23 protein-coding genes are annotated in these 24951 nt (G+C 65.4%); 12 read left to right on the top strand and 11 right to left on the bottom strand.

What is annotated here, in order from left to right; genetic code table 11:
• The first annotated feature begins 17 nt into the window (after positions 1-17).
• The 4 genes from DSD28_RS14005 to DSD28_RS13990 all read left to right on the top strand — a co-directional run bounded on the left by DSD28_RS14005 (position 18) and on the right by DSD28_RS13990 (position 3855).
• Positions 18-1169, top strand: coding sequence for a M24 family metallopeptidase (locus DSD28_RS14005; RefSeq protein ID WP_119257025.1), 1152 nt, complete (start codon positions 18-20; stop codon positions 1167-1169).
• 107 nt (positions 1170-1276) lie between these two features.
• Positions 1277-2050, top strand: coding sequence for a hypothetical protein (locus DSD28_RS14000; RefSeq protein WP_119257024.1), 774 nt, complete (start codon positions 1277-1279; stop codon positions 2048-2050).
• A 125-nt stretch (positions 2051-2175) separates the two neighbouring features.
• Positions 2176-3108 (top strand): ribose-phosphate pyrophosphokinase, encoded by a 933-nt coding sequence (locus DSD28_RS13995; protein WP_119257023.1) that lies wholly within the window; start codon positions 2176-2178, stop codon positions 3106-3108.
• 147 nt (positions 3109-3255) lie between these two features.
• Entirely contained in the window at positions 3256-3855 is a 600-nt protein-coding gene (locus DSD28_RS13990) for a Kazal-type serine protease inhibitor domain-containing protein (protein WP_432430863.1), read from the top strand.
• 57 nt (positions 3856-3912) lie between these two features.
• On the opposite strand, the gene DSD28_RS13985 is transcribed toward DSD28_RS13990, so the two are convergent.
• The 3 genes from DSD28_RS13985 to DSD28_RS13975 all read right to left on the bottom strand — a co-directional run bounded on the left by DSD28_RS13985 (position 3913) and on the right by DSD28_RS13975 (position 7043).
• A complete protein-coding gene (locus tag DSD28_RS13985) occupies positions 3913-4299 on the bottom strand; it encodes a DUF779 domain-containing protein (protein WP_119257022.1) in 387 nt (128 codons plus the stop codon).
• A gap of 125 nt (positions 4300-4424) precedes the next feature.
• Complete coding sequence (gene adh / locus DSD28_RS13980; RefSeq protein WP_119257021.1) at positions 4425-5933, bottom strand: aldehyde dehydrogenase; 1509 nt, start codon at positions 5931-5933, stop codon at positions 4425-4427.
• Positions 5934-6083: 150 nt separating this feature from the next.
• The gene (locus DSD28_RS13975; RefSeq protein ID WP_119257020.1) at positions 6084-7043 is read right to left on the bottom strand and encodes a helix-turn-helix domain-containing protein; all 960 of its coding nucleotides are present in this window, start codon (positions 7041-7043) and stop codon (positions 6084-6086) included.
• Between the two features lie 600 nt (positions 7044-7643).
• Here DSD28_RS13975 and DSD28_RS13965 point away from each other — a divergent pair.
• Entirely contained in the window at positions 7644-8828 is a 1185-nt protein-coding gene (locus DSD28_RS13965) for a benzoate/H(+) symporter BenE family transporter (RefSeq protein WP_119257018.1), read from the top strand.
• A 2-nt stretch (positions 8829-8830) separates the two neighbouring features.
• On the opposite strand, the gene DSD28_RS13960 is transcribed toward DSD28_RS13965, so the two are convergent.
• Positions 8831-10285, bottom strand: a complete 1455-nt coding sequence (locus DSD28_RS13960; protein ID WP_162911396.1) for a hypothetical protein — start codon at positions 10283-10285, stop codon at positions 8831-8833.
• Between the two features lie 243 nt (positions 10286-10528).
• Between DSD28_RS13960 and DSD28_RS13955 the strand changes: the two genes are divergently transcribed.
• From DSD28_RS13955 to pth, 4 genes are all read left to right on the top strand, one after another.
• Complete coding sequence (locus DSD28_RS13955; protein ID WP_119257016.1) at positions 10529-11137, top strand: 50S ribosomal protein L25/general stress protein Ctc; 609 nt, start codon at positions 10529-10531, stop codon at positions 11135-11137.
• Positions 11138-11360: 223 nt separating this feature from the next.
• Complete coding sequence (locus DSD28_RS13950; RefSeq protein ID WP_432430862.1) at positions 11361-13751, top strand: putative bifunctional diguanylate cyclase/phosphodiesterase; 2391 nt, start codon at positions 11361-11363, stop codon at positions 13749-13751.
• 17 nt (positions 13752-13768) lie between these two features.
• Positions 13769-14518: a substrate-binding periplasmic protein gene (locus DSD28_RS13945; protein WP_162911395.1), complete on the top strand. Its 750-nt coding sequence runs from the start codon at positions 13769-13771 to the stop codon at positions 14516-14518.
• A 71-nt stretch (positions 14519-14589) separates the two neighbouring features.
• On the top strand, positions 14590-15306 hold the full coding sequence (gene pth / locus DSD28_RS13940; RefSeq protein WP_119257174.1) for an aminoacyl-tRNA hydrolase: 717 nt from the start codon (positions 14590-14592) through the stop codon (positions 15304-15306).
• A 27-nt stretch (positions 15307-15333) separates the two neighbouring features.
• On the opposite strand, the gene clpS is transcribed toward pth, so the two are convergent.
• A complete protein-coding gene (gene clpS, locus DSD28_RS13935; protein ID WP_119257014.1) occupies positions 15334-15645 on the bottom strand; it encodes an ATP-dependent Clp protease adapter ClpS in 312 nt (103 codons plus the stop codon).
• 158 nt (positions 15646-15803) lie between these two features.
• Between clpS and ychF the strand changes: the two genes are divergently transcribed.
• Positions 15804-16907: a redox-regulated ATPase YchF gene (ychF, locus tag DSD28_RS13930; RefSeq protein WP_119257013.1), complete on the top strand. Its 1104-nt coding sequence runs from the start codon at positions 15804-15806 to the stop codon at positions 16905-16907.
• Between the two features lie 37 nt (positions 16908-16944).
• Here ychF and DSD28_RS13925 read toward each other — a convergent pair whose 3' ends face one another.
• A complete protein-coding gene (locus tag DSD28_RS13925) occupies positions 16945-18063 on the bottom strand; it encodes a hypothetical protein (RefSeq protein ID WP_119257012.1) in 1119 nt (372 codons plus the stop codon).
• A 154-nt stretch (positions 18064-18217) separates the two neighbouring features.
• Here DSD28_RS13925 and DSD28_RS13920 point away from each other — a divergent pair, with 154 nt between their 5' ends.
• A complete protein-coding gene (locus DSD28_RS13920) occupies positions 18218-18688 on the top strand; it encodes a MaoC family dehydratase (protein ID WP_119257011.1) in 471 nt (156 codons plus the stop codon).
• On the top strand, positions 18675-19142 hold the full coding sequence (locus DSD28_RS13915) for a MaoC family dehydratase (protein ID WP_119257010.1): 468 nt from the start codon (positions 18675-18677) through the stop codon (positions 19140-19142). Before DSD28_RS13920 ends, DSD28_RS13915 begins: the two co-directional genes overlap by 14 nt.
• Before the next feature lie 217 nt (positions 19143-19359).
• Here the strand turns inward: DSD28_RS13915 and DSD28_RS13910 are convergent, their stop codons facing one another.
• The 5 genes from DSD28_RS13910 to DSD28_RS13890 form a co-directional block, all read right to left on the bottom strand.
• Positions 19360-19902 (bottom strand): adenine phosphoribosyltransferase, encoded by a 543-nt coding sequence (locus tag DSD28_RS13910; RefSeq protein ID WP_119257009.1) that lies wholly within the window; start codon positions 19900-19902, stop codon positions 19360-19362.
• Between the two features lie 109 nt (positions 19903-20011).
• Positions 20012-20893: a cytochrome c1 gene (locus DSD28_RS13905; protein ID WP_119257008.1), complete on the bottom strand. Its 882-nt coding sequence runs from the start codon at positions 20891-20893 to the stop codon at positions 20012-20014.
• A gap of 26 nt (positions 20894-20919) precedes the next feature.
• Positions 20920-22188 carry a cytochrome b gene (locus DSD28_RS13900; protein ID WP_119257007.1) on the bottom strand — a complete coding sequence of 423 codons (1269 nt, stop codon included), beginning with the start codon at positions 22186-22188 and terminating at the stop codon, positions 20920-20922.
• 14 nt (positions 22189-22202) lie between these two features.
• Positions 22203-22781: a ubiquinol-cytochrome c reductase iron-sulfur subunit gene (gene petA, locus DSD28_RS13895; RefSeq protein ID WP_119257006.1), complete on the bottom strand. Its 579-nt coding sequence runs from the start codon at positions 22779-22781 to the stop codon at positions 22203-22205.
• A gap of 263 nt (positions 22782-23044) precedes the next feature.
• Positions 23045-24913 carry an ABC transporter ATP-binding protein gene (locus DSD28_RS13890; protein ID WP_119257005.1) on the bottom strand — a complete coding sequence of 623 codons (1869 nt, stop codon included), beginning with the start codon at positions 24911-24913 and terminating at the stop codon, positions 23045-23047.
• Between the last annotated feature and the right edge of the window lie 38 nt (positions 24914-24951).

Here is a 24951-nt window from a genome sequence, read left to right as displayed (position 1 = left end):
GCGAAGGAGACACCGCCATGGCACTTCACTTCGATAGCGAGGAATACGCCAACCGGCTCCAGCGCCTGACCTCCCGCATGCGGGAGGAAAAGCTCGACGCCATGCTGCTCTTCGCGCAGGAGAGCATGTACTGGCTGACGGGCTACGATACGTTCGGCTACTTCTTCTTCCAGACTCTGGTCGTCAAGGCCGATGGCAGCATGGTGCTGCTCACCCGCTCGGCGGACCTGCGCCAGGCGCGCCACACCTCCAATATCGAGAAGATCGAGGTCTGGATCGACCGCGTGAACGCGGACCCGACCATGGACCTGAAGAACCTCCTGTCCGATCTCGACCTGCTCGGCTGCCGCATCGGCGTGGAATACGACACGCACGGCCTGACCGGCCGCAATGCACGCCTCCTCGACAACCAGCTCCAGAGCTTCGGCGAGATCGTCGACGCCTCCACGCTCGTCAGCCGCCTGCGCCTCATCAAGAGCCCGGCGGAAATCGCCTATGTCGAGCGCGCGGCCGCCCTTTCCGACGATGCGCTGGACGCCGCCCTGCCGCTGATCGCCGCCGGCGCCGACGAGGCGGCGATCCTGGCGGCGCTGCAGAACGCGGTGCTTGCTGGCGGCGGCGATTACGCCGCGAACGAATTCGTCATCGGCTCGGGCGCCGACGCGCTGCTCTGCCGCTCCAAGTCCGGCCGCCGCCGGCTCGATGCGACCGACCAGCTCACCATCGAATGGTCGGGCGTCAGCGCGCGCTACCACGCGCCGATGATGCGCACGGCGCTGATCGGCGAGCCGAGCAGCCGCCACCGCGAACTCTACAGCGCCTGCCGCGAGGCCATGCAGGCGATGGAGATGGTGCTGCGTCCCGGCCATACTTTCGGCACCGTCTTCGAGACCTTCGCCCGCATCGTCGACGAGCGCGGCCTTGCCCGCCACCGGCTGAACACCTGCGGCTATTCCGTCGGCGCGCGCTTTGCGCCCTCCTGGATGGACCCGCAGATGTTCCTGATGGGCAACCCGCAGGAAATCGAGCCGAACATGTCGCTCTTCCTGCACACGATCGTGCTCGATTCGGAGAGCGCGACGGCCATGACGCTCGGCCAGACCTATCTTACCACCACCGACACGCCGAAGGCGCTGTCCCGCTACGGCCTCGATTTCATCGCGGTCTGACAGGAGACAACCCGCAAGATCCTGCGATTGACAGGCCCTGGGGCGAAACCCATAAATCGTTGCGGGACAGAGGAGGCCAAAGCCTCCTGAGGACACGAACGATGACAATGCACGAGCTGACGAAGCGGCTGGCACTGATCGGTCTCATTGCCACCCTTGCCGGCTGCAACAGCACCGATGCGCTCATTCCGCGCGTCGATGTCGGCAGCAACTTCAATTCACCGCCGGTGACGCAGAACGATCTCGACCAGATGAGCGCCGAGTCGAGGCCCGTCACCACCATGCCGGTCGCGACCGCCACGCAGCAGACCGCCTTCACCTCGCCCTCCGGCATCGGCGGCTCGACCGGCGAGGACACCGCCGGCACGCTTCAGGGCCAGGCCGATGCGCTCGCCCGCAACCAGGGCGGCCGCCGCGGGCCGGCGGACGAGGATTTCGCCCGCAACTCGCTCGCCGCCGAAACGTCAGGCGGCACGGAAGAGGTCGCGGCCCTGCCCCCCGCCGCATCCGCGGCCGGCGCGACGATCCGCTTCCTGCCGATCATCGGCGCTCCGGTCGAGGCCGTCACGCCGCTCTCCAAGCGGCTCGGCGCCGAAGCGCGCTCGAGCGGCCTGACGATCCGCAGCGCTTCGGACAACTCCACCGAATATATCCTCAAGGGCTATTTCTCGGCGATGAACGACAGCGGCAAGACCACGGTCGTCTATGTCTGGGACGTGCTCGACGGCGGCGGCTCGCGGCTGCACCGCATCCAGGGCCAGGAGAGCGTGCCGGGCACCGCCGCCGATCCCTGGACCGTCGTGCCTGCGCGCACGATGGAGGACATCGCCCACAAGACGATCCGGGACTATCTCGAATGGCGTGGTTCGCTGCGGGGTTAAGCCGTCCGAAAGGGTAAATCACAGCCAAATGCGAAGAATCGCTTTCCTGAGGGGGCAAGGCCCTTGCATTCACGGATTTTGCCGCTTAAACGCCCCCCATCAGCATAATAACAGGCGGACCATAGATGAAGGTTTTCGCGGGCAATTCGAACCGGCTTCTGGCCGAAGCGATCTGCAATTATCTGAATGTTCCGCTCGGCCGTGCCACGGTTCGGCGCTTCGCAGACCAGGAAATCTTCGTTGAAATCCAGGAGAATGTGCGCGGCGAGGACGTTTTCGTCGTGCAGTCGACGTCGTTCCCGACGAACGACCACCTGATGGAAATGCTCATCATGATCGATGCGATGCGCCGCTCCTCGGCGCGCCGCATCACGGCCGTGATCCCCTATTTCGGCTATGCCCGCCAGGACCGCAAGCCCGGCCCGCGCACGCCGATCTCCGCCAAGCTGGTCGCCAACCTCATCACCGAGGCCGGTGCCGACCGCGTGCTGACGCTCGACCTGCATGCCGGCCAGATCCAGGGGTTCTTCGACATTCCGACCGACAACCTCTACGCCGTGCCGATCCTGGCGCGCGACGTGAAGCAGAACTACGACCTGAAGAACGTCATGGTCGTCTCGCCGGACGTCGGCGGCGTGGTGCGCGCCCGCGCGCTGGCCAAGCGCCTCGACTGTCTGCTGGCCATCGTCGACAAGCGCCGCGACCGTCCGGGTGAATCCGAGGTCATGAACGTCATCGGCGACGTCGCGGGCAAGGATTGCCTGCTGATCGACGACATCGTCGATTCGGGCGGCACGCTCTGCAACGCGGCCGAGGCGCTCTTGAAGAACGGCGCCACCAGCGTCACCGCCTATATCACCCATGGCGTGCTTTCGGGCGGCGCCGTGGCGCGCGTCACCTCTTCCAAGCTCAAGGAACTGGTGATCACCGACACGATCCAGCCGACCACGGCCGTCCAGTCCGCGCACAATATCCGCGTGATCTCGACCGCCAACCTGCTCGGCGAGGCGATCAACCGCACCAGCGCCGAAGAGTCCGTTTCCAGCCTCTTCGACTGACCCGCCACGACCCTTTCGAAAGGCCCGTGCACCTCTGGTTGCGCGGGCCTTTTCTTTTGGCAACCATCCCCTGTTTTTTACGTTCGCCCCGATACCGGATGCTTCACTTTTGCGTTACGGTTCGGCGAGATTCACCTGGAGGACTCCATGATGACGCCTTTCCTGTCCCGGCTGGCCGGACGCATTGCCATCCTTCTTGCCGCCGGCACGCTTGTCGCCTGCTCCGTCGACGTCGATGAAGGCGGCGGGCGTCCCCGTCCTCGCCCGCAGGCCTGCACCATGGAATACATGCCGGTGTGCGGCGCGCGCGGCGGCGACCTCCAGACCTTCGCCAATACCTGCGAGGCACGCTCGAGCGGCTACCGCGTCGTCAGCCGTGGCGAGTGCCGCCGTGGCGGTCGTCCCGAGCCGCGCCCGGACGAAGGCCGCGCCTGCACGCGCGAATATGCGCCGGTCTGCGGCGCGAACAGCCGCGACCGCCAGACCTTCGCCAATGCCTGCGAAGCGCGCCGTAGCGGCTATGACGTGATCGGCCGCGGCGAATGCCAGGGCCGCAATCCGGGCGGCAACGGCAGTGACTGGGGCAACGGCCGCGATCGCGACCGTGACAACCAGCGTGTCTGCACCATGGAATACCGGCCGGTCTGCGCGCAGCGCGGCCGCGACCGCAAGACGTTCGGCAATTCATGCTCGGCCGATGCCGCCGGCTACCGCGTCGTCAGCCCGGGCGAATGCTCGGCCTACTGATCTCGTCATCGTGTAGAAATCAGGCCCCGCTGTTCCGGCGGCGGGGTTTTTCTTTGCTCAGCGTTCCGGCAGCGGACAGGCTTCCCCGCCACCGAAGAGGCGCGAGCGGGTGAGGAAACGCTTCTCCCGCCCGTTATCGAGCGAGAACATGCCGCCCCGCCCCGGCACCACGTCGATGATAAGCTGCGTGTGCTTCCACACGTCGAACTGGCTTTCGCTGATATAGACCGGCACGCCACCGATCTCGCCGAGCTTCACGTCCCGGTCGCCGACAATGTAGTCGTCCGCCGGGTAGCACATGGGCGAGGAGCCGTCGCAGCAGCCGCCCGACTGGTGGAACAGGATGTCCGGATAGTCCTTCCGGATTTCGCGGATGAGCGCGAGCGCGGCCTCGGTCGCCACCACGCGCGGTTCGTTCAGGGCTTCGGGCAGGGCTTTGGGCATCGCGGCCTCCTCCTGTGCTTTTCCCTCCCCCCGCGAGCGGGGAGAGGGACGGGGCTGGACATGGCGGACAGGTCCCGCCCTTCGGGTGGCCTTCTCCGGTAGGGGCGGAGAAGGATAGCGGCCGCTCAGAAGAAGCCGAGCGCCTTGGGAGAGTAGCTGACCAGCATGTTCTTGGTCTGCTGGTAGTGGTCGAGCATCATCTTGTGGTTCTCGCGCCCGACGCCGGACTGCTTGTAGCCGCCGAAGGCCGCGTGGGCCGGATAGGCGTGGTAGCAATTGGTCCAGACGCGGCCGGCCTGGATGTCGCGGCCGAAATGGTAGCAGCGGTTCGCATCGCGGCTCCACACGCCCGCGCCGAGGCCGTAAAGCGTGTCGTTGGCGATGGCGAGCGCCTCGGCATCGTCCTTGAAGGTCGTGACCGAGACGACCGGCCCGAAGATCTCCTCCTGGAAGATGCGCATCTTGTTATGGCCGCGGAAGACGGTCGGCTTGACGTAGTAGCCGCTGGAGAGCTCGCCGCCGAGATCGTTGCGCCCGCCACCGGTCAGCACTTCCGCGCCTTCCTGCCGGCCGATATCGATATAGGAGAGGATCTTCTCGAGTTGCTCGGAGGAGGCTTGCGCGCCGATCATCGTCGCCGTGTCGAGCGGGTTGCCCTGCACGATCTTCTCGACTCGCTTGATCGCTTTTTCCATGAAGCGGTCGTAGATCTTCTCGTGCACCAGCGCGCGGCTCGGGCATGTGCAGACCTCGCCCTGATTCAGCGCGAACATGGCGAAGCCTTCCAGCGCCTTGTCGAGATAGTCGTCGTCCTCGCGCATGACGTCTTCGAAGAAGATGTTCGGCGACTTGCCGCCGAGCTCCAGCGTCACCGGAATGAGGTTCTGGCTGGCATATTGCATGATGAGGCGGCCGGTCGTCGTCTCGCCCGTGAAGGCGATCTTGGCGATGCGCGGGTTGGAGGCGAGCGGCTTGCCGGCTTCAAGGCCGAAGCCGTTGACGATGTTGAGCACGCCCGGCGGCAGGAGGTCGGCGACGAGTTCGGCCCAGACGAGGATCGACGACGGCGTCTGCTCGGCGGGTTTCAGCACCACGCAGTTGCCGGCGGCAAGCGCGGGCGCCAGCTTCCAGGTGGCCATCAGGATCGGGAAGTTCCACGGGATGATCTGGCCGACGACGCCGAGCGGCTCGTGGAAGTGATAGGCGACGGTCTCATGGTCGATCTCGCTGATGCCGCCTTCCTGCGCGCGCACGCAGGCCGCGAAATAGCGGAAATGGTCGATGGCGAGCGGAATGTCGGCCGCCATGGTCTCGCGCAGCGGCTTGCCGTTGTCCCAGGTCTCCGCCTTGGCGAGGAGTTCGAGATTGTCCTCCATGCGCTGGGCGATCTTCATCAGGATGTTGGAGCGCTCGGTGGTCGAGGTGCGGCCCCACTTGTCCTTGGCCGCGTGGGCGGCGTCGAGCGCGAGCTCGATATCGGCGGCGTCCGAGCGCGCGATCTCGCAGAGCTTGCCGCCGGTGATCGGCGTGGTGTTGTCGAAGTAGCGGCCCGCGACCGGCTCCCGCCACTCGCCGCCGATGAAGTTGCCGTATTTCGCCTTGTACGGGTTTTCGACGATCTTCTGGTGCAGCATGTCAATTCCTCCCTTGAAAGGCCCGGATGGGCCGTCGGAAGAATGGTGCTGCGCTTCGGCCCGGCGCGGTAGGGGCCGGCCGGTGATGGCGGGCGCGACTGTTTCAGATTTGAGACAGGCCCGGCGGGCCTACTGTGCTGCGCCGCAGCATCAATTGATCGAGAGCTTCTTCATCTTTCGGTACAGCGTCGCGCGGCTGATGCCGAGCAGGTCCGCCGCCTGGCTGACATTGCCGCCGGCGCGCGTCAGCACGCGGCGGAGCGCGGCGCGTTCGGCGTCGTCGAGGTCCCGCCCCTCCTCCGCCCGGTCCTCGTGCAGGAGATCGGAGGCGGCGATGCCGGTCGCGATGCGCCGGTCGTCGAGGCCGAGCACCTGCCGGGCGGCGCGGGTGGCGCCGAGCACGAGGTCGTCGCGGTCGACGGCCAGCAGCGCCGGCGCCATGCGCCCTTCGACGGGCACGAGCAGGATGCGGGCGGCGGAGAAGGCGCGGCGGAAGAGGCCCGCCTCAATGCGCGCCGCGGCGTCCCGCACGGCCTGCGAGAGGATCGACATGGTCATCTCGTTGGCGTCGTCGCGGCACGTGGAGATGTCGATGGCGGCGGCGATGCGGCCGTTATGGTCGCGGATCGGCGCGGTCGTGCAGGAAAGGCCGGTGTTCTGCGACAGGAAATGCTGGTCGCGCAGGATCAGCACCGCCCGCTCGTCGGCAAGCGCCGTGCCGATGCCATTGGTGCCGACGCTCGCCTCGCTCCAGACCGTGCCGGACCAGAGGCCGACGCCTCGGAAATCGCGGTCGTCGCCCGCCGCGCCGCGCCGCTCGAGCGCGATGCCGTTCTCGTCGGTGAGCAAGAGGCAGCAGCCGGCCTTGCCGACCGTCGCGAAGAGCCGGTCGATCTCGCCCCGCGCCTCCTCGATCAGCGCGCTGGAACGGATGCGCGCCTGCCGGAACTCGGCTTCGGTCAGCCGCCAGGGCGTGCGCGCCTCCTCCGGGGCAAGGCCGTGCAGTATCAGGCACCGCCGCCACGAGGCCGCCACCGGCGAACTCGCCGCGGCCGAGGCATGGGCCGCAACGGTGTGCACATGATCTGCGTGATCGAAACGCACAGACATCCGCTCTCCTCCCGAAAGCATCCGACCGATCATCGCGCCAGAATATAACGCCCGACGACTATAGCCCCGCTTTGCACAGATGGTCCAGTCGGACGAAGGTTCAAGGGCGGAGCACCCGAGGGAGGCCGCACGGCCCCTCATCCGGCCGCACCGGCCACCTTCTCCTCGGCTGCGGGGCGAAGGGAGATGCCGCGATGGTTTCCTCAAACAAGGATCGTGCGTGGGGGCACTCCCATCTCCACAAACGGGGGGCTAGCGCATAGGGGATTCGACGTTGCCGCCCTTCCCTTCTCCCCTCGGGGAGAAGGTGGTCCGAACGGTCGGATGAGGGGGCGCGGCACCGGAAAATTTTTCGTTTTGCCTGCGGCATGCCCCTCATCCGCCTGCCGGCACCTTCTCCCCGCAAGCGGGGCGAAGGAGATGTGCCGCGATGGTTTCCCCAACCAACAACCGCGCGCTGGCCACGTCCCCTCTGCCCGCTTGCAGGGAGAGGGTGAGGGTGAGGGGCAGCCTTCCTGGCTCGCCCCCACGAACAACCCTGTTCCCAAGCCCCGCCTCGCCTGTTACCAGTGCATTTCCCTTTCCGGTATCGATCCTGCCATGCTTCGTGATTTTTCCGCCCAAGCCCTGTTCATGGGTCTGCTCACCGCCTTCGTCGGTTTCGCCAGTTCCTTCGCCGTCGTGCTGCACGGCCTCACTGGCGTCGGCGCCACAGAGGCGCAGGCCGCCTCGGGGCTGATGGCGCTGTCCGTGTCGATGGGCATCTGCGCCATCGTGCTCAGCGTCGCGACGCGCCTGCCCGTCTCGATCGCCTGGTCGACGCCGGGCGCGGCGCTGCTGGCCAGCTCCGGCGCGGTCGAGGGCGGGTTTTCGACGGCGGTCGGCGGGTTCCTCGTCTGCGCAGTGCTGATCGTCATCGCGGGCCTGTGGAAGCCGCTCGGCCGCATGGTCGCCGCCATTCCCGCGACGCTCGCCAACGCCATGCTGGCCGGCGTGCTGATCGGCCTCTGCTTCGCGCCGGTCAAGGCCATCGCCTTCAACCCGCTGCTCGGCCTGCCGATCGCACTCGCCTGGATCGTCGTCGGCAGCGTCAACCGGCTCTATGCGGTGCCCGCCGCACTCGCCGCCTTCGTCGCGGTCCTCGCCTTCGGCATCGACATCCCCGACGGCGCCTTCGCCGGCCTCGCCGATGCGCTGCTGCCGAAACCCGAATTCGTGACGCCGGCCTTCACGGTCGCCGGGCTCGTCGGCATCGCTCTGCCGCTCTTCATCGTCACCATGGCCTCGCAGAACATTCCCGGCATCGCCGTGCTGAAGGTCAACGACTACGAGCCCAATCCCGGCCCGCTCTTCGCCGTCACCGGCTTCTTCTCGCTGCTTTCGGCCCCCTTCGGCGGCCATGCGGTCAACCTCGCTGCCATAACCGCCGCCATGTGCGCCGGTTCCGACGCCCATCCCGACCCGGCGAAACGTTACTGGGCGGCCATCAACGCCGGTGTCTTCTACGTGATCTTCGGCCTTGCCGCGGGCGCGGTCACCGCCTTCGTCAGCCTCGCCCCGCCGATCCTCATCCAGGCCGTCGCCGGCCTTGCGCTGATCAGCGCCTTCGCCGGCTCCGCGCTCAACGCCTTCCGCGAGACGGAGGGGCGGGAAGCGGCGGCGGTGACCTTCCTCGTCACCGCCTCGGGCGTTTCCTTCGCCGGCGTCTCCGGCGCCTTCTGGGGTCTGATCGCGGGCGGCCTGATGCTGGCGCTCTCCCGCTTCGTGGCGAGCCTTCGGAAATAATCCTACTGCTGGAACGGCAGCGGACGGCCGTTGATCAGCACCTTGCCGTCCTCCCCGACCGTGAGGTCCCATGCCTGCGCGCCGTTGCCGGCGTCGCGGGCAAGGCCCTTCATCATCAGGAGCCCGAAGGACGCCTGGGCGAATTCCGGCACGGCGCCGGCGTTCTTCTGGAGATAGGTGACCGTCTTGTCGAAGTCGCGCATGGTGATCGTCACGTCGGCGCTGTGGCGCTCCTTGTCGTCGGGATAGACCGTCATCTTGCCGGTGAGGTGCACGTCATAGATCGGCGAGGCGGCCGAGACGTCCTCGAATTCGAGGGTCATGGCCCCGCCGGGAAGCACGATGCGGCCGATCTCCTTTTCCTCCTCGTCGGTCAGCAGCTTCGGCTTGGTGAAATCCGCATGGTCGGCGAGATATTTGACGGCGCCGGCAAGGTCGAGGTCCGCGACCGCCATCCTGAAGGTCGCCCGCTCCGGCAGGAGGCCCTCATAGGCGGCCGGCAGCAGGCCGGCCGGCGGCTTCGGCTTCTCGACGCCGAAACCGAAGCCGAAGCGGGTCGAATGGGCGATGCCGTTCATCGCGACATTGTAGTCGACCGCCTCCGCGCCGAAGGTGCCCTTGTCCGTGCCCACCGTGACATTGGAGGCCCTGATCGTCTCCGTGAGATTGTCGAAGACCGGCAGCGCCGCGCGCAGCAGCTCCTTGAGACGCGCCGCCTCCGACGCCTCCAGCCGCTGCTTGTGCAAGTTGTCGAGCACGAGGAAGACGAGGTCCTGCATCACCTTGTAGCGCGCGCCGTCCATGCTGACATCGATGTCGAGCTTGTCCGCGCCGATCTCCACCCGGCCCGACTGGTCGCTGGTGATCGTCTCGGCGAAGGCCTTCATCACGCCGGTCGAGGAAATGTCGAGCGTGCTCGCGTCCTTCTTCTCGGCGGAAACGTGCATCGCCGTCTCGCCGAAGCTCGCCGTCACGCTGTCCTTGGGCGAGGTGCTGGAGAAAGCGATCTTTCGGGTGACCCAGTCGGCGGAGGTGAAATAGAGGATCTCCGGGTCGTAGACGCCGTCGAGCTTCATCGAATCGATGACATAGGAGAACGAGTTGCGGCCCTCGGGAAGGTCGACGTCGCCCTTGATGTCGAAGCTGTCATTCGCCTCGATGCGGTAGGTGCCGTCCGCCGAAGGCCGCAGATAGGCCGTCATCGGCTTCAGGCCCTCGAGCTTGACCATGCCGCCTTTGGTCTTGTCGAGCAGGACCTTCGGGTCGAAGCGCAGCTCGTAGAAGGAGGTCGCAGCCTTGACGGTGATCAGCCCCGCGTCGATCATGTCCTGCGGCAGGTAGCGCGTGAGGCGCTGCTGGATGCTTTCGGCCTCGGAAGGCGAAATCTCCTGGGCAAGAGCGGGACTTGCAGATACGAGTGCAAGTGCGGCCGAAGCCATCAGGATTTGTTTTCTCATCATGGCCTCCTGCGCCGAACCGATTTGGCCCGAACATCCAATCGCCGCGCCGCGATGTCAATCCGGGGCATGGATCGGGCACGGGCCTTGCATTTCCGGGCATTCTCGGCTATCGAGCCCGCGTCCGCGTAGACACCCTTGGAGGCAACGCGGATGAGGCTTTCACGAAATCCTCAAGTTTTGCGCGGCCGGAGACGCTTCCGGCCGGGGAAAACTCTCCAGTAACATACGAAAGGTAAAGCCATGAGCCACGACACCTACGAGCTCAAGGCCGAAACGCGCGAACGGGTTGGTAAGGGGTCCTCCCGTGAACTTCGCCGCAACGGCCTTATTCCTGCAGTTATCTACGGCGACAAGCAGGCCCCCCTCGCTATCGCCATCTCGACCAAGGAAGTGACCCAGCGCATCCACGCCGGTGGCTTCAAGACGACGGTCGCCACGATCGACGTCAACGGCGAGAAGATCAAGGTTCTGCCGAAGGACTTCCAGCTGGATCCGGTCCGCGACTTCACGATGCATGTCGACTTCCTGCGCGTTTCGGGCGACACCCACGTCGTCGTCGAAGTGCCGGTTCACTTCGTCAACGAAGAGAAGTCCCCGGGCATCAAGGCCGGCGGCGTCCTGAACGTCGTTCGCCACGCTGTCGAACTGCACGCCCTTGCCGGCAACATCCCGGACTCCATCACGGCCGACCTGACCGGCCTGAAGGTCGGCGACGGCATCCACATCTCCCACGTCAAGCTGCCTAAGGGCACCAGCCCGGTCATCACCGACCGCGACTTCACGATCGCCACGATCGCTGTCCCGGCTGCCGGCGTGAAGGAAGAAGAAGCCGCAGCTTCGGAAGAATAATCCCCCTTCAAAGGGATTTTCTCGAAACCCCGTGTCCCCGACACGGGGTTTTTCTTTGCCCGCAGGACGTGTGCAGTCGCCGGAAAGGTTCAATTTTCAGCACTTTTCCGGATCGATATTTCAGCAACATTTAAGACTTTGATGAAAGTCTGTTCTGCGAAAAAACGAAGACCAAGAGGGGCATCATGGGTTGGCTTCGGACAGGCGCGGGGGGACGACCGGCATGAAAATGCATTCGGTCGAAAGCCGCTTCATTGCCATCGTCATCGGTGCCCTGCTCGTCTTCGTCGCACCGCTCTTCGTCCTGTTCCTCGTCCTCTCCTCCGACCGCGTCGCGCGCGAGCGCCTGCAGAACACCGACGTCCTCCTCAAGAGCAGCGTCCAGGCGCTCGGCAAGCCGCTCTGGGACCTCGACCGGGAAAGCATCGACCAGATCGTCGGCGACCTCGAGGCCGAGGCCGATATCGGCTATGTGCGCGTGCGCGACACGTCCGGCACGATCGACGTCAGTGTGCCCGCCATCGCGCCCGATGCGGATGAGACACGCGCCGTGGTCGTGACGGATATCACGCACAAGGCCATGGACGGTCCCAAGAAGGTCGGCACCGCGGAGATCTGGCTTCGCAAGGAAGGCCCCTTCTCGCGCTTCTCGACGGACGAGATGACGATCTTCGCCATCTTCTTCTTCGCCGTGGCGACGCTCTTCACGGCGGCCATCATCGGCAACCGCATCACGATCATCCGGCCGCTGATGCGCCTGACCGCCGCGATCGAGGCGACACGCCGCCTCGGCTCCCGCCACCATGTCGACTGGACCTCGAACGACGAGATGGGTGCCCTCGCCCATAACTTCAACGAGATGCAGAGCAGGCTGGAGCGCGAGGAAACGGAGCTGAAGCACGCCCATACCCGCGCCACCGACATCTACAACCTCACCCCCGCCATGCTCTTCTCCATCGACGGGCAGAACCGCATCACCGCCGTCAGCGATTACTGGCTGACGGCGACCGGCTATCGCCGCGAGCAGGCGATCGGCCAGGAATTCACCGCCTTCGTCGATGCCGACTGGCGCGATGTCTACCGCGCCCGCCGCGAACAGGGATCGGAGGATGGCATCTGCGAGGTCACGGTGCGCTTCCGCCGCGCCGACGACAGCGTGATGGACGTGCTGATCCTGGAGACGGGCGTGACGGCGGAGAGCGGCCGCCAGCCTTTGTCGCTGTCGGTCATGACGGACGTCACCGATCTCAAGGAAGCGGAGAACCGCAACCACCGCCAGGCGATCACCGACCACCTGACCGGCCTTCTCAACCGGCAGGGCTTCGAATCCGTGCTGGACGACATGATCGAGGAGGCCGACACGCTCGGCCAGCCGCTCGCCTGCCTCTTCGTCGACCTCGACCGCTTCAAGTGGATCAACGACAATCTCGGCCATGCCGCCGGCGACGACGTGCTCTGCCAGGTCGCCATGCTGCTGCGCCGCCAGTTGCGCGCCGGCGACGTGATCGCCCGCCTCGGCGGCGACGAGTTCGCGATCCTGCTCTCGGCCCGCAACGGCCACCAGTTCGCCCTCGACGTCAGCGAGCGGTTGGTCGCAAGCCTTCGCTCGCCGCTCATTGTCAACGGCGCGGAACTGACGGTCAGCGCCAGCATCGGCGTCGCCGTCTATCCCGACCAGGCATCCACCGCCGCCTGCCTGCTGCAGAAGTCGGACATGGCCATGTATGCCCGCAAGCGCAGCGGCAAGAACGGCGTGCAGCTCTTCGACAACAACATGGTCGACATTGCCCGCAAGCGGCTGGAAATCGAGAAGTTTATCGAGCAGGGTCTGCGGGACGACTGGTTCACCGCCCATCTCCAGCCGATCGTTTGCCTCTCCGACGGACGCGTCGCCGGCTTCGAGGCGCTGATGCGCCTCCAGCATCCCGAGCGCGGCCTGCTGCCGCCGGCCGAGATCATCGGCATCGCCGAGGAGAACGGCTCGATCGGCCAGATCGGCGACTGCATCCTGGCGAAGTCCATCCGCAGCCTCTCGATCATCTCGAAGCTGGAGGGCCTTGCCGACAGCTATCTCGCGGTGAATTTCTCGCCGCTGCAGTTCGAGCCCGACCTGCCCGCCCGCCTCGCCCATCTCCTCCTGGAAAACGGCATCACGCCGTCGCGCATCGTGGTGGAAATCACCGAAGCGGTGCTGATGCTCGACAATCCGATCGTGCGAGAAGTGCTCGACGCCCTATCCCAGCTCGGCTGCCGCATCGCGCTCGACGATTTCGGCACGGGCTATTCCTCGCTGAGCTACCTCAACCGCTTTCCGGTCGATATCGTCAAGATCGACCAGTCCTTCACCCGTTCGCTCTCTTCCGATCAGCCGGACGTGCGCCGCAAGAGCCGCATGCTGGTCGAGGGCATCCGCACGATCTCGCACCAGATGGGCTGCGCCGTCGTGGCGGAAGGCATCGAGACGGCGGAGCAATGGGACATTCTCCAGGCCATGGATGTCGAGTTCGGCCAGGGCTACCTGATGAGCCGCCCCCTGCCGCTGGACGTCCTCCTGGAGAAGCTGGACGAAATCAGGGCAGCCGGCGCGGTCGAGCGCCGGGCCATGGCCTCCTGACGAACGGGGATGGGACGATGAAGACGCTGCTCCTGACGCTTTGCCTTTCGCTCACCCCGCTCTCGACCGCGCTTGCCGAAACGCTCCATTTCGTCACCGAGGAATATCCGCCCTTCAACTATTCGCAGGACGGCAGGATCACCGGCATCGGCGTCGAGCAGGTCGACGCGATCACGAAGGCGGCGGGGATCGACTATACGCTCGAGATCATGCCCTGGGCCCGCGCCTTCGCCATGGCGAAGAGCCAGCCGATGCATTGCGTCTTCACGACGGGCTACACCCGCGAGCGCTCCGGCCAGTTCGTCTGGGTCAATCCGCTCCTGAAGGACCAGATGGTGCTGCTGAAGCGCAAGGACGGCAGCAAGGGGCCGGCCACCATGCAGGAAGCGCTCGGCATGAAGATCGGCTCGCAGCGTGGCGACTTCGCCGTGGAGGTGATGGAGGATCTCGGCGTCAAGGACATCGACCTCGCCGCCGATATCGACCTTTCCGTCCGCAAGCTCCTGTCGGGCCGCATCGACCTCCTGCCTACCTCCATCAAGACCTACGAGAACCTCGTGAACCAGGGCCAGCCCGTCGAGAAAGCCATGCTTCTCGCAGGCAAGACCTATGGCATCGCCTGCCAGAAGGATACGCCGCCCGCGCTGATCGCCCGCCTGCAGGCGGAGCTGGACAAGCTGATCCTCAGCGGCGGGCAGGACCGCATCTTCACCGCCTACGGCCTGCCGCCGAACGCCCGCACCGCCGACAACGGCGACAAGAAATGACCGCGGGCGGTTGACTTCCAGCCGCTTTCGCGGTGGTGAAGACCGATCACGTTCTTTTGGCGGACCATTCCATGCAGATCATCGCCGGGCTCGGCAATCCGGGCGCAAAATATGCGGGCAACCGCCACAATATCGGTTTCATGGCGCTCGACGCCATCCACCGTAAGAACCCGTTCTCGCCCTGGTCGAAGAAGTTCAAGGCGGAGATTTCCGAAGGGGAGCTTGCCGGCGAGAAGGTGCTGCTCGTCAAGCCGCAGACCTTCATGAACCTCTCGGGCGAATCCGTCGGCGAGGCCATGCGTTTCTACAAGCTGGCGCCGAAGGACATCGTGGCGATCTACGACGAGCTGGACCTTGCCCCCGGCAAGGCGCGCATCAAGGTCGGCGGCGGCCATGGCGGGCACAACGGCATCAAGTCGCTCGACGCCCATTGCGGCAAGGACTACCGGCGCCTGCGCCTCGGCATCGGCCATCCCGGCGCCAAGGAACTCGTCACCAACCACGTTCTCGGCGATTTCGCCAAGGCCGATCATGCCTGGCTCGATCCGCTGCTCGATGAACTGGGCATCAATGCCGACATGCTGGTGCGCGGCGAGGATTCGCAGCTGATGAACAAGCTGGCGCTCGCGACCGGCAGCAAGCCGGAGGAGAAGGAGGCGCCGACAAAGAAACCCGGCGGCCAGTCCCATATCCGCCAGGCCCGCAACCACGCCCAGCCGAAAATCCTGCCCACCAGCGGCCCGATGGCGGAGATGCTGAAGAAGCTCTTCGGCAACAAGGGCGACTAGGGACGGGATAGGAGGGGTCCTGGAGACCTATTCCTCCGGCTCCGTCTGGAAGAGCAGCGGGAAGCCGGCATCCTTGGCAAGCTCCGTCGCTTCCTTCGCCTTCGTCTCGGCGATGTCGCGCGCGCAGACGACCACGACGGACGTGCCCATCTTGTGCGCCGTCATCATGACGCGGTAGCTCGTCGTCTCGGGCATGCGGAAGATGGCCTTCAGCACGAGCACGACGAAGTCGCGCGGCGTATAGTCGTCGTTGACCAGGATGACCTTGTAGAGCCTCGGCCGCTCCAGCTTCGGCTTCGTGACGGTTTTCGGCTTGAGGACGGTGTCACCATTGCTCATCGGAAGCTCCTCGTAACATTGGCTTCGAGCGGTGTGCGACCATTGTGCACCGCAGGGCCGGCGACTTCAAGGGCCCGCGGGCGCGAGGCCCTTGACCCTGCCCCGTCCTTCCCCCATAGCGGTGGCAACGAATTACTTGAGACGAACGGACCATCTCCATGGGCTTCAAATGCGGTATCGTCGGCCTGCCGAATGTCGGCAAGTCGACCCTCTTCAACGCGCTGACCAAGACGGCGGCCGCCCAGGCGGCGAACTATCCCTTCTGCACCATCGAGCCGAACACCGGCGAAGTGGCGGTCCCCGATCCGCGCATGAAGGCGCTCGCCACCGTCGCGGGCTCCAAGGAGATCATCCCGACGCGCATCTCCTTCGTCGACATCGCCGGCCTCGTGCGCGGCGCCTCGAAGGGCGAAGGCCTCGGCAACAAGTTCCTCGCCAATATCCGTGAAGTCGATGCGGTCGTGCATGTGCTGCGCTGCTTCGAGGACACCGACATCACCCATGTCGAGGGCCGCATCAACCCCGTCGCCGATGCCGAGACCATCGAGACCGAGCTGATGCTCGCCGACCTCGAAAGCCTGGAGCGCCGCGTCGAGCAGACCCGCAAGCGCGCCACCGGCAAGGACAAGGAATCCATCGCGCAGCTTCCGGTCATGGAAGCCGTAATCAAGCTGCTCAACGAGGGTAAGCCCGCCCGCCTGCTCCTGAAGACGCTGGCGCCGGAAGAAATCGAGGTCCTCAAGAGCCTCAACCTCCTGACGTCGCACCCGGTCCTCTATGTCTGCAACGTCGCCGAGGCGGACGCCGCGACCGGCAACGCCCATACCGAGGCGGTCGCCGCGATGGCGAAGGAACAGGGTGCCGAATGCGTCATCATCTCGGCCGCCATCGAATCCGAGGTCGCCCAGCTTCCGGAAGAGGAAGCCAGCGAGTTCCTCTCCGCCCTCGGCCTTGAGGAAGCCGGCCTCGACCGCCTCATCCGCGCCGGCTATCACCTGCTGGACCTCATCACCTATTTCACGGTCGGCCCCAAGGAAACCCGCGCCTGGACCATCGTGCGCGGCACCAAGGCCCCGCAGGCCGCCGGCGTCATCCACACCGATTTCGAACGCGGCTTCATCCGCGCCTTCACCATCGCCTATGACGACTACATCGCCTTCAAGGGCGAAGTGGGTGCCAAGGAAGCCGGCAAGGGCCGCGACGAAGGCAAGGAATACGTGGTGCAGGACGGCGACGTCATCCACTTCCGCTTCAACACGTAAGGCGCTTCGGCTCCTTTGAGACCACGGCTGCCGTCCCTCACCGCAGGGGCGGCAGCCTTTCCCTGAGCGGGACCGGCAGCGGCGCCATCGCCCAGCGCCGGAAATGCGGCCAGCCGATGCCGATGGTCAGCACGACGAGGCCGACGATCAGCAGCGTCAGGAAGACATAGCTCTGCGGCGGCGCCTCCATATGCTTGAAAAGGCTCGCCGTCGCGAGCCCCAGCGACAGGAGGCCCGAGGTGACGAAGGCCCGCCGGTCGATGACGAGCCCGATCCCCATCAGCACCACGACGACTGTGAGCACGGCCAGCGCCTCCGGCAGTCCCTTGCCGCCGCTGAACAGCGTGTCGTTGGCAAGGTCGCCGAGGAACACGAAGGCGAGCGTCGAATAGAGCAGCGCGGGCGCCGTGACGAGATGCAGCCAGAAGGCGATGTCGGAGCGGCGCGAAACGCGGAAGCGGTCCGACAGGTCGTAGGACATCGCCACCGCATAGAGCGCGAGCGCGGCGGCAAGGAAGATGGCCGCGGAGATCATGGGACGGTCCGCGATGAAGTCGGCGCTGCCGGCAAGGCGCGTCAGCGCGAGGAAGACGGCGCCGAGCGCGACGGCCGCGAGCGACAGGAACCAGAGGCTCAGCGACAGCGGAATGCGGTAACGCCAGTAGAATGGCGGCAGCAGGACGGCTAGGGGCAGCACGACAAGCAGGAAGCGCAGATACGGATCCGCCTGCCCGTCGAGATACGCGTCATAGGCAATCACCACCGCCACGAAGATGCAATAGACATAAAGGACGGTGAGCAGAACCGCCGGCAGGGCAAGCCGCTGCCGCTTCACCAGGATCTCCGCCAGGATCACGATGACCGGCAGGGCGGCAAGGACGGAGCCGATGCCCAGGACGCCCGCCATGACGATGGCGACGCCGATGGTGATCAGCACGTCATGAAAGCCGCGGACGAAGCGCGGCGCCTCCGTGTCCTCGACCGGCGCGATGGCGCGCGCCTCGGCCCGGCCGGCGATATCGACCGCGTCCGCCTCCGGCGGCTCGCGCAGGAAAACGCCGCGCGCCTCCATATAGGGCAGCAGCGCGCCGGCCTGCCCGGCGCTGATGATGCCCTCTGCCGCCGCGCCGTCGAGCACGGATTTCAAGCTCTGCATGTGTCGTCGCCTCCTCGTGCCGCCTGCGCGCGCATTAGAGTTTGTCCAACCTCATTCTGAACCTGGCAAACTCTAGCGACGCCCCGCCGGCTGGCAAGCCCTTGCAAAACAACGTCGCGCTCGCCATTCTTCGCCCGCAACAGGACGACCGGACGTGGCCAATTATAAATTCGAAGACTTTCCCCCGGGCCGCCGCTTCGATTTTAAGAAGCGGACGCTGACGGCGGACGAGATCATCGCCTTCGCGCGCGAGTTCGATCCGCAGCCGATGCACATGGACGAGGAAGCCGGCCGCGCCAGCATCCTCGGCGGGCTAGCCGCCTCGGGCTGGCACACCAGCGCGATCATGATGCGCATGCTCTTCGACGCCTATCTCGACGGCTCCACCTCGGAAGGCTCGCCCGGCGTCGACAGCATGGAATGGAAACGCCCGGTGCTTGCCGGCGACACGCTCGGCGGCCATTGCGAGGTGCTGGAGGCCCGCATCTCGCGCTCGCGCCCGGAACTCGGCATCGTGCGCATGCGCGCCGAGGTGACGAACCAGCGCGGAGAGATCGTCGCGGTCTGCGACTATATCAACATGCTGCGTCTTGCCGGAAAGGATGTCGACCATGCGCATGGCTGAGCTCTATCCGACGGGCGAGGCCGTCGAGGTCGGAAGCCTCGCCTTCACCACCGAGGACATCGTGCGCTTCGCGCGGGATTTCGACCCGCAGCCCTTCCATCTCGATCCGGAACTGGCGAGGAATGCCCTCTTCGGCGGGCTCTGTGCCTCCGGCTGGCACACCAGCGCCGGCTGGATGAAATGCTTCGTGTCGTTCTGGGCGCGCGAATGCAGGCGCCTTGCCGCCGAAGGCATCGCGCCGCCGAAACTCGGCCCCTCCCCGGGCTTCACCGGGCTCGCCTGGCTGAAGCCGGTCTTCGCCGGCGACACGATCACCTATTCGGTGACGCTCCTCGGCTCCCGCGCGGTCACCTCGCGGACGGACCGGCTCTTGAACACGATCCTCTGCGCCGGCCGGAACCAGAACGGCGAGCCGGTCATCCGCTTCGAGAGCACGGTGCTGGAATTCGTCTGACGGCGGGGCCGGTCTTTTCCGGCGTGCCGCCCGGGTTGCCCCTCACCCTAACCCTTTCCCCGCAAGCGTGATGAGGGGACGTGCCCCACGCGACGTAAAAGCTCAGGGAAAACGGTACGGCATATCACCTTCTCCCCGCTTGCGGGGAGAAGGAAGCCGGCAGGCCGGATGAGGGGCCGAACACCCCAAACCAATCGAGAGATTCAGACCAACAGGCTCAATACCCGTCGAACGCCACCAGCGTCCGCACCTCGACGCCGAGCGCCTCCAGCTTCCTGCGACCGCCGATGTCCGGCAGGTCGATGACGAAACAAGCGGCGACGATATCGGCCCCCATCTGGCGCAGAAGCTTGACGGCGGCCTCCGCCGTGCCGCCGGTGGCGATCAGGTCATCGACGAGGATCACCTTTTCGCCGGGCGTGATGGCGTCCTTGTGCATCTCCATCTCGTCCACGCCGTATTCCAGGCTGTAGGCCACGCGCACGGTCTCGTGCGGCAGCTTGCCCTTCTTGCGGATCGGCACGAAGCCGGTCGACAGCTGGTGCGCCATGGCGCCGCCGAGGATGAAGCCGCGCGCTTCGATGCCCGCGACCTTGGCGATGCCGATGCCGGCATAGGGATGCACCAGTTCGTCCACCGCGCGGCGGAAGGCACGCGGATTGCCGAGCAGCGTGGTGATGTCGCGGAACATGATGCCCGGCTTCGGATAATCCGGAATGTTGCGGATCGCGGCGACGAGTTCTTGCTCAAGACTGGACATGGGATTTCCCGACTGCGGAGGGCTTCGCCCGGTTATTGCAGGTGCATGCGCACCCCACAACAAAAAAGGCGGCCCGAAGGCCGCCTTTTCGACAGAGCGGAAAGACCGCTCAGTGTTCCTTGTTCGCGTAGACCGACTTCTTCGTCAGGTAGATCAGGCCGGTGAAGATCACCAGGAAGACCATGACCATGAAGCCGGTGCGCTTGCGCTCTTCCAGGTGCGGCTCGGCGGCCCACATCAGGAAGGAAGCGACGTCGCGGGCATACTGGTCGACCGTCTGCGGCGAGCCGTCGTCATAGGTGACCTGGTCGTCGGAGATCGGCTTTGCCATCGCAAGCGCCGCGGCTCCGGCGAAATACGGGTTGTAGTGCGTGCCTTCCGCGAGTTCGATATTCGCCGGCTTCTCTTCGTCGTAACCGGTCAGCAGCGAGTAGATGTAGTCCGGCCCGCCTTCCTGGTACTGGGTGAAGATGTCGAAGACGAACTGCGGGAAGCCGCGGGTGATGCCGCGTGCCTTGGCGAGCAGCGACATGTCCGGCGGAGCCGCGCCATTGTTCGAGGCGGCAGCCGCCTCGTGGTTGGCGTAGGGCGACGGGAAGTGGTCGGACGGGATGGCCTTGCGGGTGAACATCTCACCGTCCGCGTTCGGGCCGTCCTGCACTTCGTAGTTCGCCGCGAAGGCCTTCACCTGCGCTTCGGAGTAGCCAAGGCCTTCCAGCGTGCGGAAGGACACCAGGCTCATCGAGTGACAGGCCGAGCAGACTTCGGTGTAGACCTTCAGGCCGCGCTGCAGCTGGCCCTTGTCATACTTGCCGAAGGGACCGGCGAAGGTCCAGCTCTGCTGCTTCGGGTGGTGGATCGGGTAATGCGGCGTGGCGTGTTCCGCTTCCGCACCGCCGGCAGCCGCGTGATCTTCCTGCGCCGTGGCGAGGGAGACGCCGAGGCCGGCGACGAGGGCGAGCGACAGAATGCCTGCAACAAGCTTTTTCATTGTCATGGTTCCTTTCGTCGCTCGTCTCAGGCCTTGGCCAGCTTTGCGTTCTTCTTTTCCAGAACCGCTTCCGTGATCGAATTCGGAATGCGCTTCGGGGTTTCGATCAGGCCGAGGAGCGGCATGAGGACGATGAAGAAGCCGAAGTAGTAGAGCGTGCCGAGCTGGGAAAGGACGACGTAGATGCCTTCAGCGGGCTGTGCGCCGAGCCAGCCGAGCATGATGGCGTTCGCCACGAAGATCCAGAAGAACAGCTTGTACCACGGGCGGTAGACGGCGGAGCGAACCTTGGAGGTGTCGAGCCACGGCAGGAAGAACAGCACGATGATCGCGCCGAACATCACGAGGACGCCGCCGAGCTTCGAGTCGATCGGGCCGACATTGAAGGTGATGGCGCGCAGCATCGCGTAGAACGGCAGGTAGTACCATTCCGGAACGATGTGAGCCGGGGTCTTCAGCGGATCCGCCGGAATGTAGTTGTCCGGGTGGCCGAGATAGTTCGGCATGTAGAAGATGAACCAGGCGAAGACGATCAGGAAGACCGAGACGCCGAGCGCGTCCTTCAGCGTCGCATAGGGCGTGAAGGCGACCGTGTCGGTCTTGGACTTCACCTCGACGCCGGTCGGGTTCGTCTGGCCGGTGACGTGCAGCGCCCAGACGTGCAGGACGACGACGCCGGCGATCATGAACGGCAGCAGGTAGTGCAGCGAGAAGAAGCGGTTCAGCGTCGGGTTGTCGACCGCGAAGCCGCCGAGCAGGAACTGCTGGATCCACTCGCCGACCCACGGGAAGGCCGAGAAGAAGCCGGTGATGACCGTCGCACCCCAGAAGGACATCTGGCCCCAGGGCAGAACGTAGCCCATGAAGCCGGTGGCCATCATGAGCAGGTAGATCACCACGCCGAGGATCCAGAGGATTTCGCGCGGCGCCTTGTAGGAGCCGTAGTAGAGGCCGCGGGCGATGTGCAGATAGACCGCGATGAAGAAGAAGGATGCGCCGTTGGCGTGCATGTAGCGCAGCAGCCAGCCGTGGTTCACGTCGCGCATGATCTTCTCGACCGAGTTGAACGCGACGGTCGTTTCGGCGGCGTAGTGCATGGCCAGAACGATGCCGGTCAGGATCTGCACGATCAGCATCACCGACAGCATGGCGCCGAAGGTGTAGGCATAGTTCAGGTTGCGCGGAACCGGATAGGAAACGAAGCTGTCATGGATCATGCGCGGCAGAGGCAGGCGCGAATCGACCCATTTTTCGATGCCAGTCGTCGGCTGGTAGGTTGAATGTTCAGCACTCATTATCAGTAGTCCCCTCAACCGATCTTGATGACTGTGTCGGAAATGAACGAGAAGGTCGGCACGGCGAGGTTCTGCGGCGCCGGACCCTTACGGATACGACCGGCAGTGTCATAGTGCGAACCGTGGCAGGGACAGAACCATCCGCCGAAGTCGCCGGCCTGGCCAAGCGGAATACAGCCGAGATGCGTGCACACGCCGACCATGATGATCCAGTTTTCCCGGCTTTCGCCGGCCGAGCGGTCGAGGTCGGTCGCCTGCGCGTCGGCCGCGATGTTGGCATTGCGGGCAACCGGGTCCTTGAGGTCGGCAAGCGCGACGGCCTTGGCTTCCTCGACTTCCTTGTCCGTGCGGTTGCGGATGAAGACGGGCTTGCCGCGCCACTTGACGGTCAGCGACATGCCGGGCGTCAGGCTGGAGACGTCGACTTCGATGGCGCCGAGCGCCAGCGTCGATGCATCCGGGCGCATCTGGTCGATGAACGGCCAGGCAACCGCCACGCCGCCCACGACGCCCGCCATGCCGGTGGCCAGGTAAAGGAAGTCGCGGCGAGTGGGCTCGCCCAGGGATTCGCTTGTTGTCTCGTGTTCGCTCACGGCTAAACCATCCTCTCACGCAATGTCTGCGGAAACCGCAACGCCCCTTTGGAAACCGGCAAGATCCGGACACAATACGGCCATAGATTCCCCGTCAATCCGGCGCGTTCTATGCTTGATCGCAAATTATGTCCAGCCTTGGCAAGAGGAGGTGGGCACATTGTCGCGGGAAAAACGGGGCATCTTGACAAGCCGCAGGCATCGCCTTGAACCTCCAGCGCTTCCGGCTTGAAAAAGCGAGGGAAAAACGACGCTTGGCGTCGCTATTGCGCCGCCGCCTCGTGGCCGAGGAAACCGCCCGACTGGCGCGACCAGAGATCCGCATAGAGCCCGCCCCGCGCCACCAGCTCGCCATGCGTGCCCTCCTCCACGATGCGGCCGTGATCGAGCACGATCAGCCGGTCGAGCGCGGCGATGGTGGACAGGCGATGGGCGATGGCGAGCACCGTCTTGCCGCGCATCAGCCGCTCAAGGTTCGACTGGATGGCGGCCTCCACCTCCGAATCGAGCGCCGACGTCGCCTCGTCGAGCACGAGGATCGGCGCATCCTTCAGCATGACGCGGGCGATGGCGATGCGCTGGCGCTGGCCGCCGGAGAGCTTGACACCGCGCTCGCCGACATGGGCGTCGTAGCCCCTGCGGCCGCGCTGGTCTTCCAGCGCGAGGATGAAATCATGCGCCTCGGCCTTGCGCGCCGCCTCGATCATCTCCGCCTCGCTGGCATCCGGGTTGCCGAAGAGGATGTTGTCGCGGATCGAGCGGTGGAGCAGCGCCGTGTCCTGGCTGACCATGCCGATATTGGCGCGCAGGCTCTCCTGCGTGACGGCGGCGATGTCCTCGCCCCCGACGAGGATGCGCCCGCCTTCAAGGTCGTAGAAGCGTAGCAGCAGATTGACGAGCGTCGACTTGCCCGCCCCCGACCGCCCGACGATGCCGACCTTCTCGCCCGGCCGGATCGACAGCGAGAGGTCGTCGATGACGCCCGAGGGGCGGCCGTAGTGGAAACGGACGTTCTCGAAGCGGATCTCCGGCCGCGCGACCGTCAGCGTGGCCGCGTCCGGCCGGTCGACCAGGCCGATCGGCTGGGAGATGAGGTCGGCCGAATTCTGGATCGTGCCGATATTGCGCATGATGCTGTTGAGCTGCGTCATCAGGCGGTTGAGCAGGAAATTGAGCCGCAGCACCAGCGCCATGGTGAAGGCGACGGCGCCCGAGCTGATGATGCCGCCGAGCCAGAGATGGATGCACAGCACCGCCATGCCGGCGATCATCAGCCCGGAAAGGAAGGCGAGCGAGGCGCGCAGCGACGTCAGGAGCCGCGTGAAGGCGAGGATCGTTCCCTGGAACGTATCGAAGCCGCTGCGCATGTAGCGGTCGTTCGCCTCGTCGCGGCCGAAGAGCTTCAGGGTCTGGATATTGGAATAGGCATCGACCATGCGCCCGCTGATCATCGAGGCGGCCTCGGCCGAAAGGCGCGAGTGCTCGCGGATGCGCGGCACGAAATAGCGCGCCAGCACCGCGAAGATCGCCAGCCAGACAAAGAGGACCGCCGCCAGCCTGAGGTCGAGCTGGCCGAGCAGAACGAGCGTCGAGGCCGTGTAGATCGTCACGAACCAGATGCTCTCCATGAAGGAGGTGATGACATCGCCCGTCGCCTGCCCCGCCGACCAGACCTTGGTGACGATGCGCCCGGAAAAGTCGTTCTGGAAGAAGGAGAGCGACTGGCGCGCGACATGCACATAGGACTGCCAGCGCACCAGATTGTAGAAGCCGGGTGTGATGACCTGCTGGTCGACGAGCGCCGTCAGGAAGGCGACGACGAAGCGCACGACGCCGATGAGGCCGAGCATCAGCAACAGCTCCGTCCCGTGCGCGGCGAGAAGCCCGTCCCACCCCTCGCCCGGCTTCACCGTCGCCAGCATGTCGACGAGCCGCCCGACGAACCAGAAGGTCGCCGCCTCGATCCCCGCCGTGATGCCGCCCAGCACCAGCAGCGCCGCGAACGGCGCCTTGGCCTGACGGACATAGAACCACACGAAGGCAAAGAGCCCCTGCGGCGGCCGCAGGTCATCCCGCCGCGCGAAGGGCTGTATCCAGTTCTCGAAGAAGGAGAAAAGCGGCCGGAAGATCATGCCCCCGATATAGGCCGTTTTGGACGGCGGGCAAATTA

Source organism: Shinella zoogloeoides (assembly GCF_003574625.1).
Taxonomy (GTDB): domain Bacteria; phylum Pseudomonadota; class Alphaproteobacteria; order Rhizobiales; family Rhizobiaceae; genus Shinella; species Shinella zoogloeoides_A.
The sequence above is the reverse complement of the archived record's forward strand: the minus strand, read 5'-3'. Positions and strand labels throughout refer to the sequence as shown.

What these genes read in the sequence shown, in the direction of transcription:
- DSD28_RS14005 (WP_119257025.1), top strand. Translation starts at nt 18, where the DNA reads ATGGCACTTCACTTCGATAGCGAGGAATACGCCAACCGGCTCCAGCGC.
- DSD28_RS14000 (WP_119257024.1), top strand. Translation starts at nt 1,277, where the DNA reads ATGCACGAGCTGACGAAGCGGCTGGCACTGATCGGTCTCATTGCCACC.
- DSD28_RS13995 (WP_119257023.1), top strand. Translation starts at nt 2,176, where the DNA reads ATGAAGGTTTTCGCGGGCAATTCGAACCGGCTTCTGGCCGAAGCGATC.
- DSD28_RS13990 (WP_432430863.1), top strand. Translation starts at nt 3,256, where the DNA reads ATGATGACGCCTTTCCTGTCCCGGCTGGCCGGACGCATTGCCATCCTT.
- DSD28_RS13985 (WP_119257022.1), bottom strand. Translation starts at nt 4,299, where the DNA reads ATGCCCAAAGCCCTGCCCGAAGCCCTGAACGAACCGCGCGTGGTGGCG.
- adh (WP_119257021.1), bottom strand. Translation starts at nt 5,933, where the DNA reads ATGCTGCACCAGAAGATCGTCGAAAACCCGTACAAGGCGAAATACGGC.
- DSD28_RS13975 (WP_119257020.1), bottom strand. Translation starts at nt 7,043, where the DNA reads ATGTCTGTGCGTTTCGATCACGCAGATCATGTGCACACCGTTGCGGCC.
- DSD28_RS13965 (WP_119257018.1), top strand. Translation starts at nt 7,644, where the DNA reads ATGCTTCGTGATTTTTCCGCCCAAGCCCTGTTCATGGGTCTGCTCACC.
- DSD28_RS13960 (WP_162911396.1), bottom strand. Translation starts at nt 10,285, where the DNA reads ATGAGAAAACAAATCCTGATGGCTTCGGCCGCACTTGCACTCGTATCT.
- DSD28_RS13955 (WP_119257016.1), top strand. Translation starts at nt 10,529, where the DNA reads ATGAGCCACGACACCTACGAGCTCAAGGCCGAAACGCGCGAACGGGTT.
- DSD28_RS13950 (WP_432430862.1), top strand. Translation starts at nt 11,361, where the DNA reads ATGAAAATGCATTCGGTCGAAAGCCGCTTCATTGCCATCGTCATCGGT.
- DSD28_RS13945 (WP_162911395.1), top strand. Translation starts at nt 13,769, where the DNA reads ATGAAGACGCTGCTCCTGACGCTTTGCCTTTCGCTCACCCCGCTCTCG.
- pth (WP_119257174.1), top strand. Translation starts at nt 14,590, where the DNA reads ATGCAGATCATCGCCGGGCTCGGCAATCCGGGCGCAAAATATGCGGGC.
- clpS (WP_119257014.1), bottom strand. Translation starts at nt 15,645, where the DNA reads ATGAGCAATGGTGACACCGTCCTCAAGCCGAAAACCGTCACGAAGCCG.
- ychF (WP_119257013.1), top strand. Translation starts at nt 15,804, where the DNA reads ATGGGCTTCAAATGCGGTATCGTCGGCCTGCCGAATGTCGGCAAGTCG.
- DSD28_RS13925 (WP_119257012.1), bottom strand. Translation starts at nt 18,063, where the DNA reads ATGCAGAGCTTGAAATCCGTGCTCGACGGCGCGGCGGCAGAGGGCATC.
- DSD28_RS13915 (WP_119257010.1), top strand. Translation starts at nt 18,675, where the DNA reads ATGCGCATGGCTGAGCTCTATCCGACGGGCGAGGCCGTCGAGGTCGGA.
- DSD28_RS13910 (WP_119257009.1), bottom strand. Translation starts at nt 19,902, where the DNA reads ATGTCCAGTCTTGAGCAAGAACTCGTCGCCGCGATCCGCAACATTCCG.
- DSD28_RS13905 (WP_119257008.1), bottom strand. Translation starts at nt 20,893, where the DNA reads ATGAAAAAGCTTGTTGCAGGCATTCTGTCGCTCGCCCTCGTCGCCGGC.
- DSD28_RS13900 (WP_119257007.1), bottom strand. Translation starts at nt 22,188, where the DNA reads ATGAGTGCTGAACATTCAACCTACCAGCCGACGACTGGCATCGAAAAA.
- DSD28_RS13890 (WP_119257005.1), bottom strand. Translation starts at nt 24,913, where the DNA reads ATGATCTTCCGGCCGCTTTTCTCCTTCTTCGAGAACTGGATACAGCCC.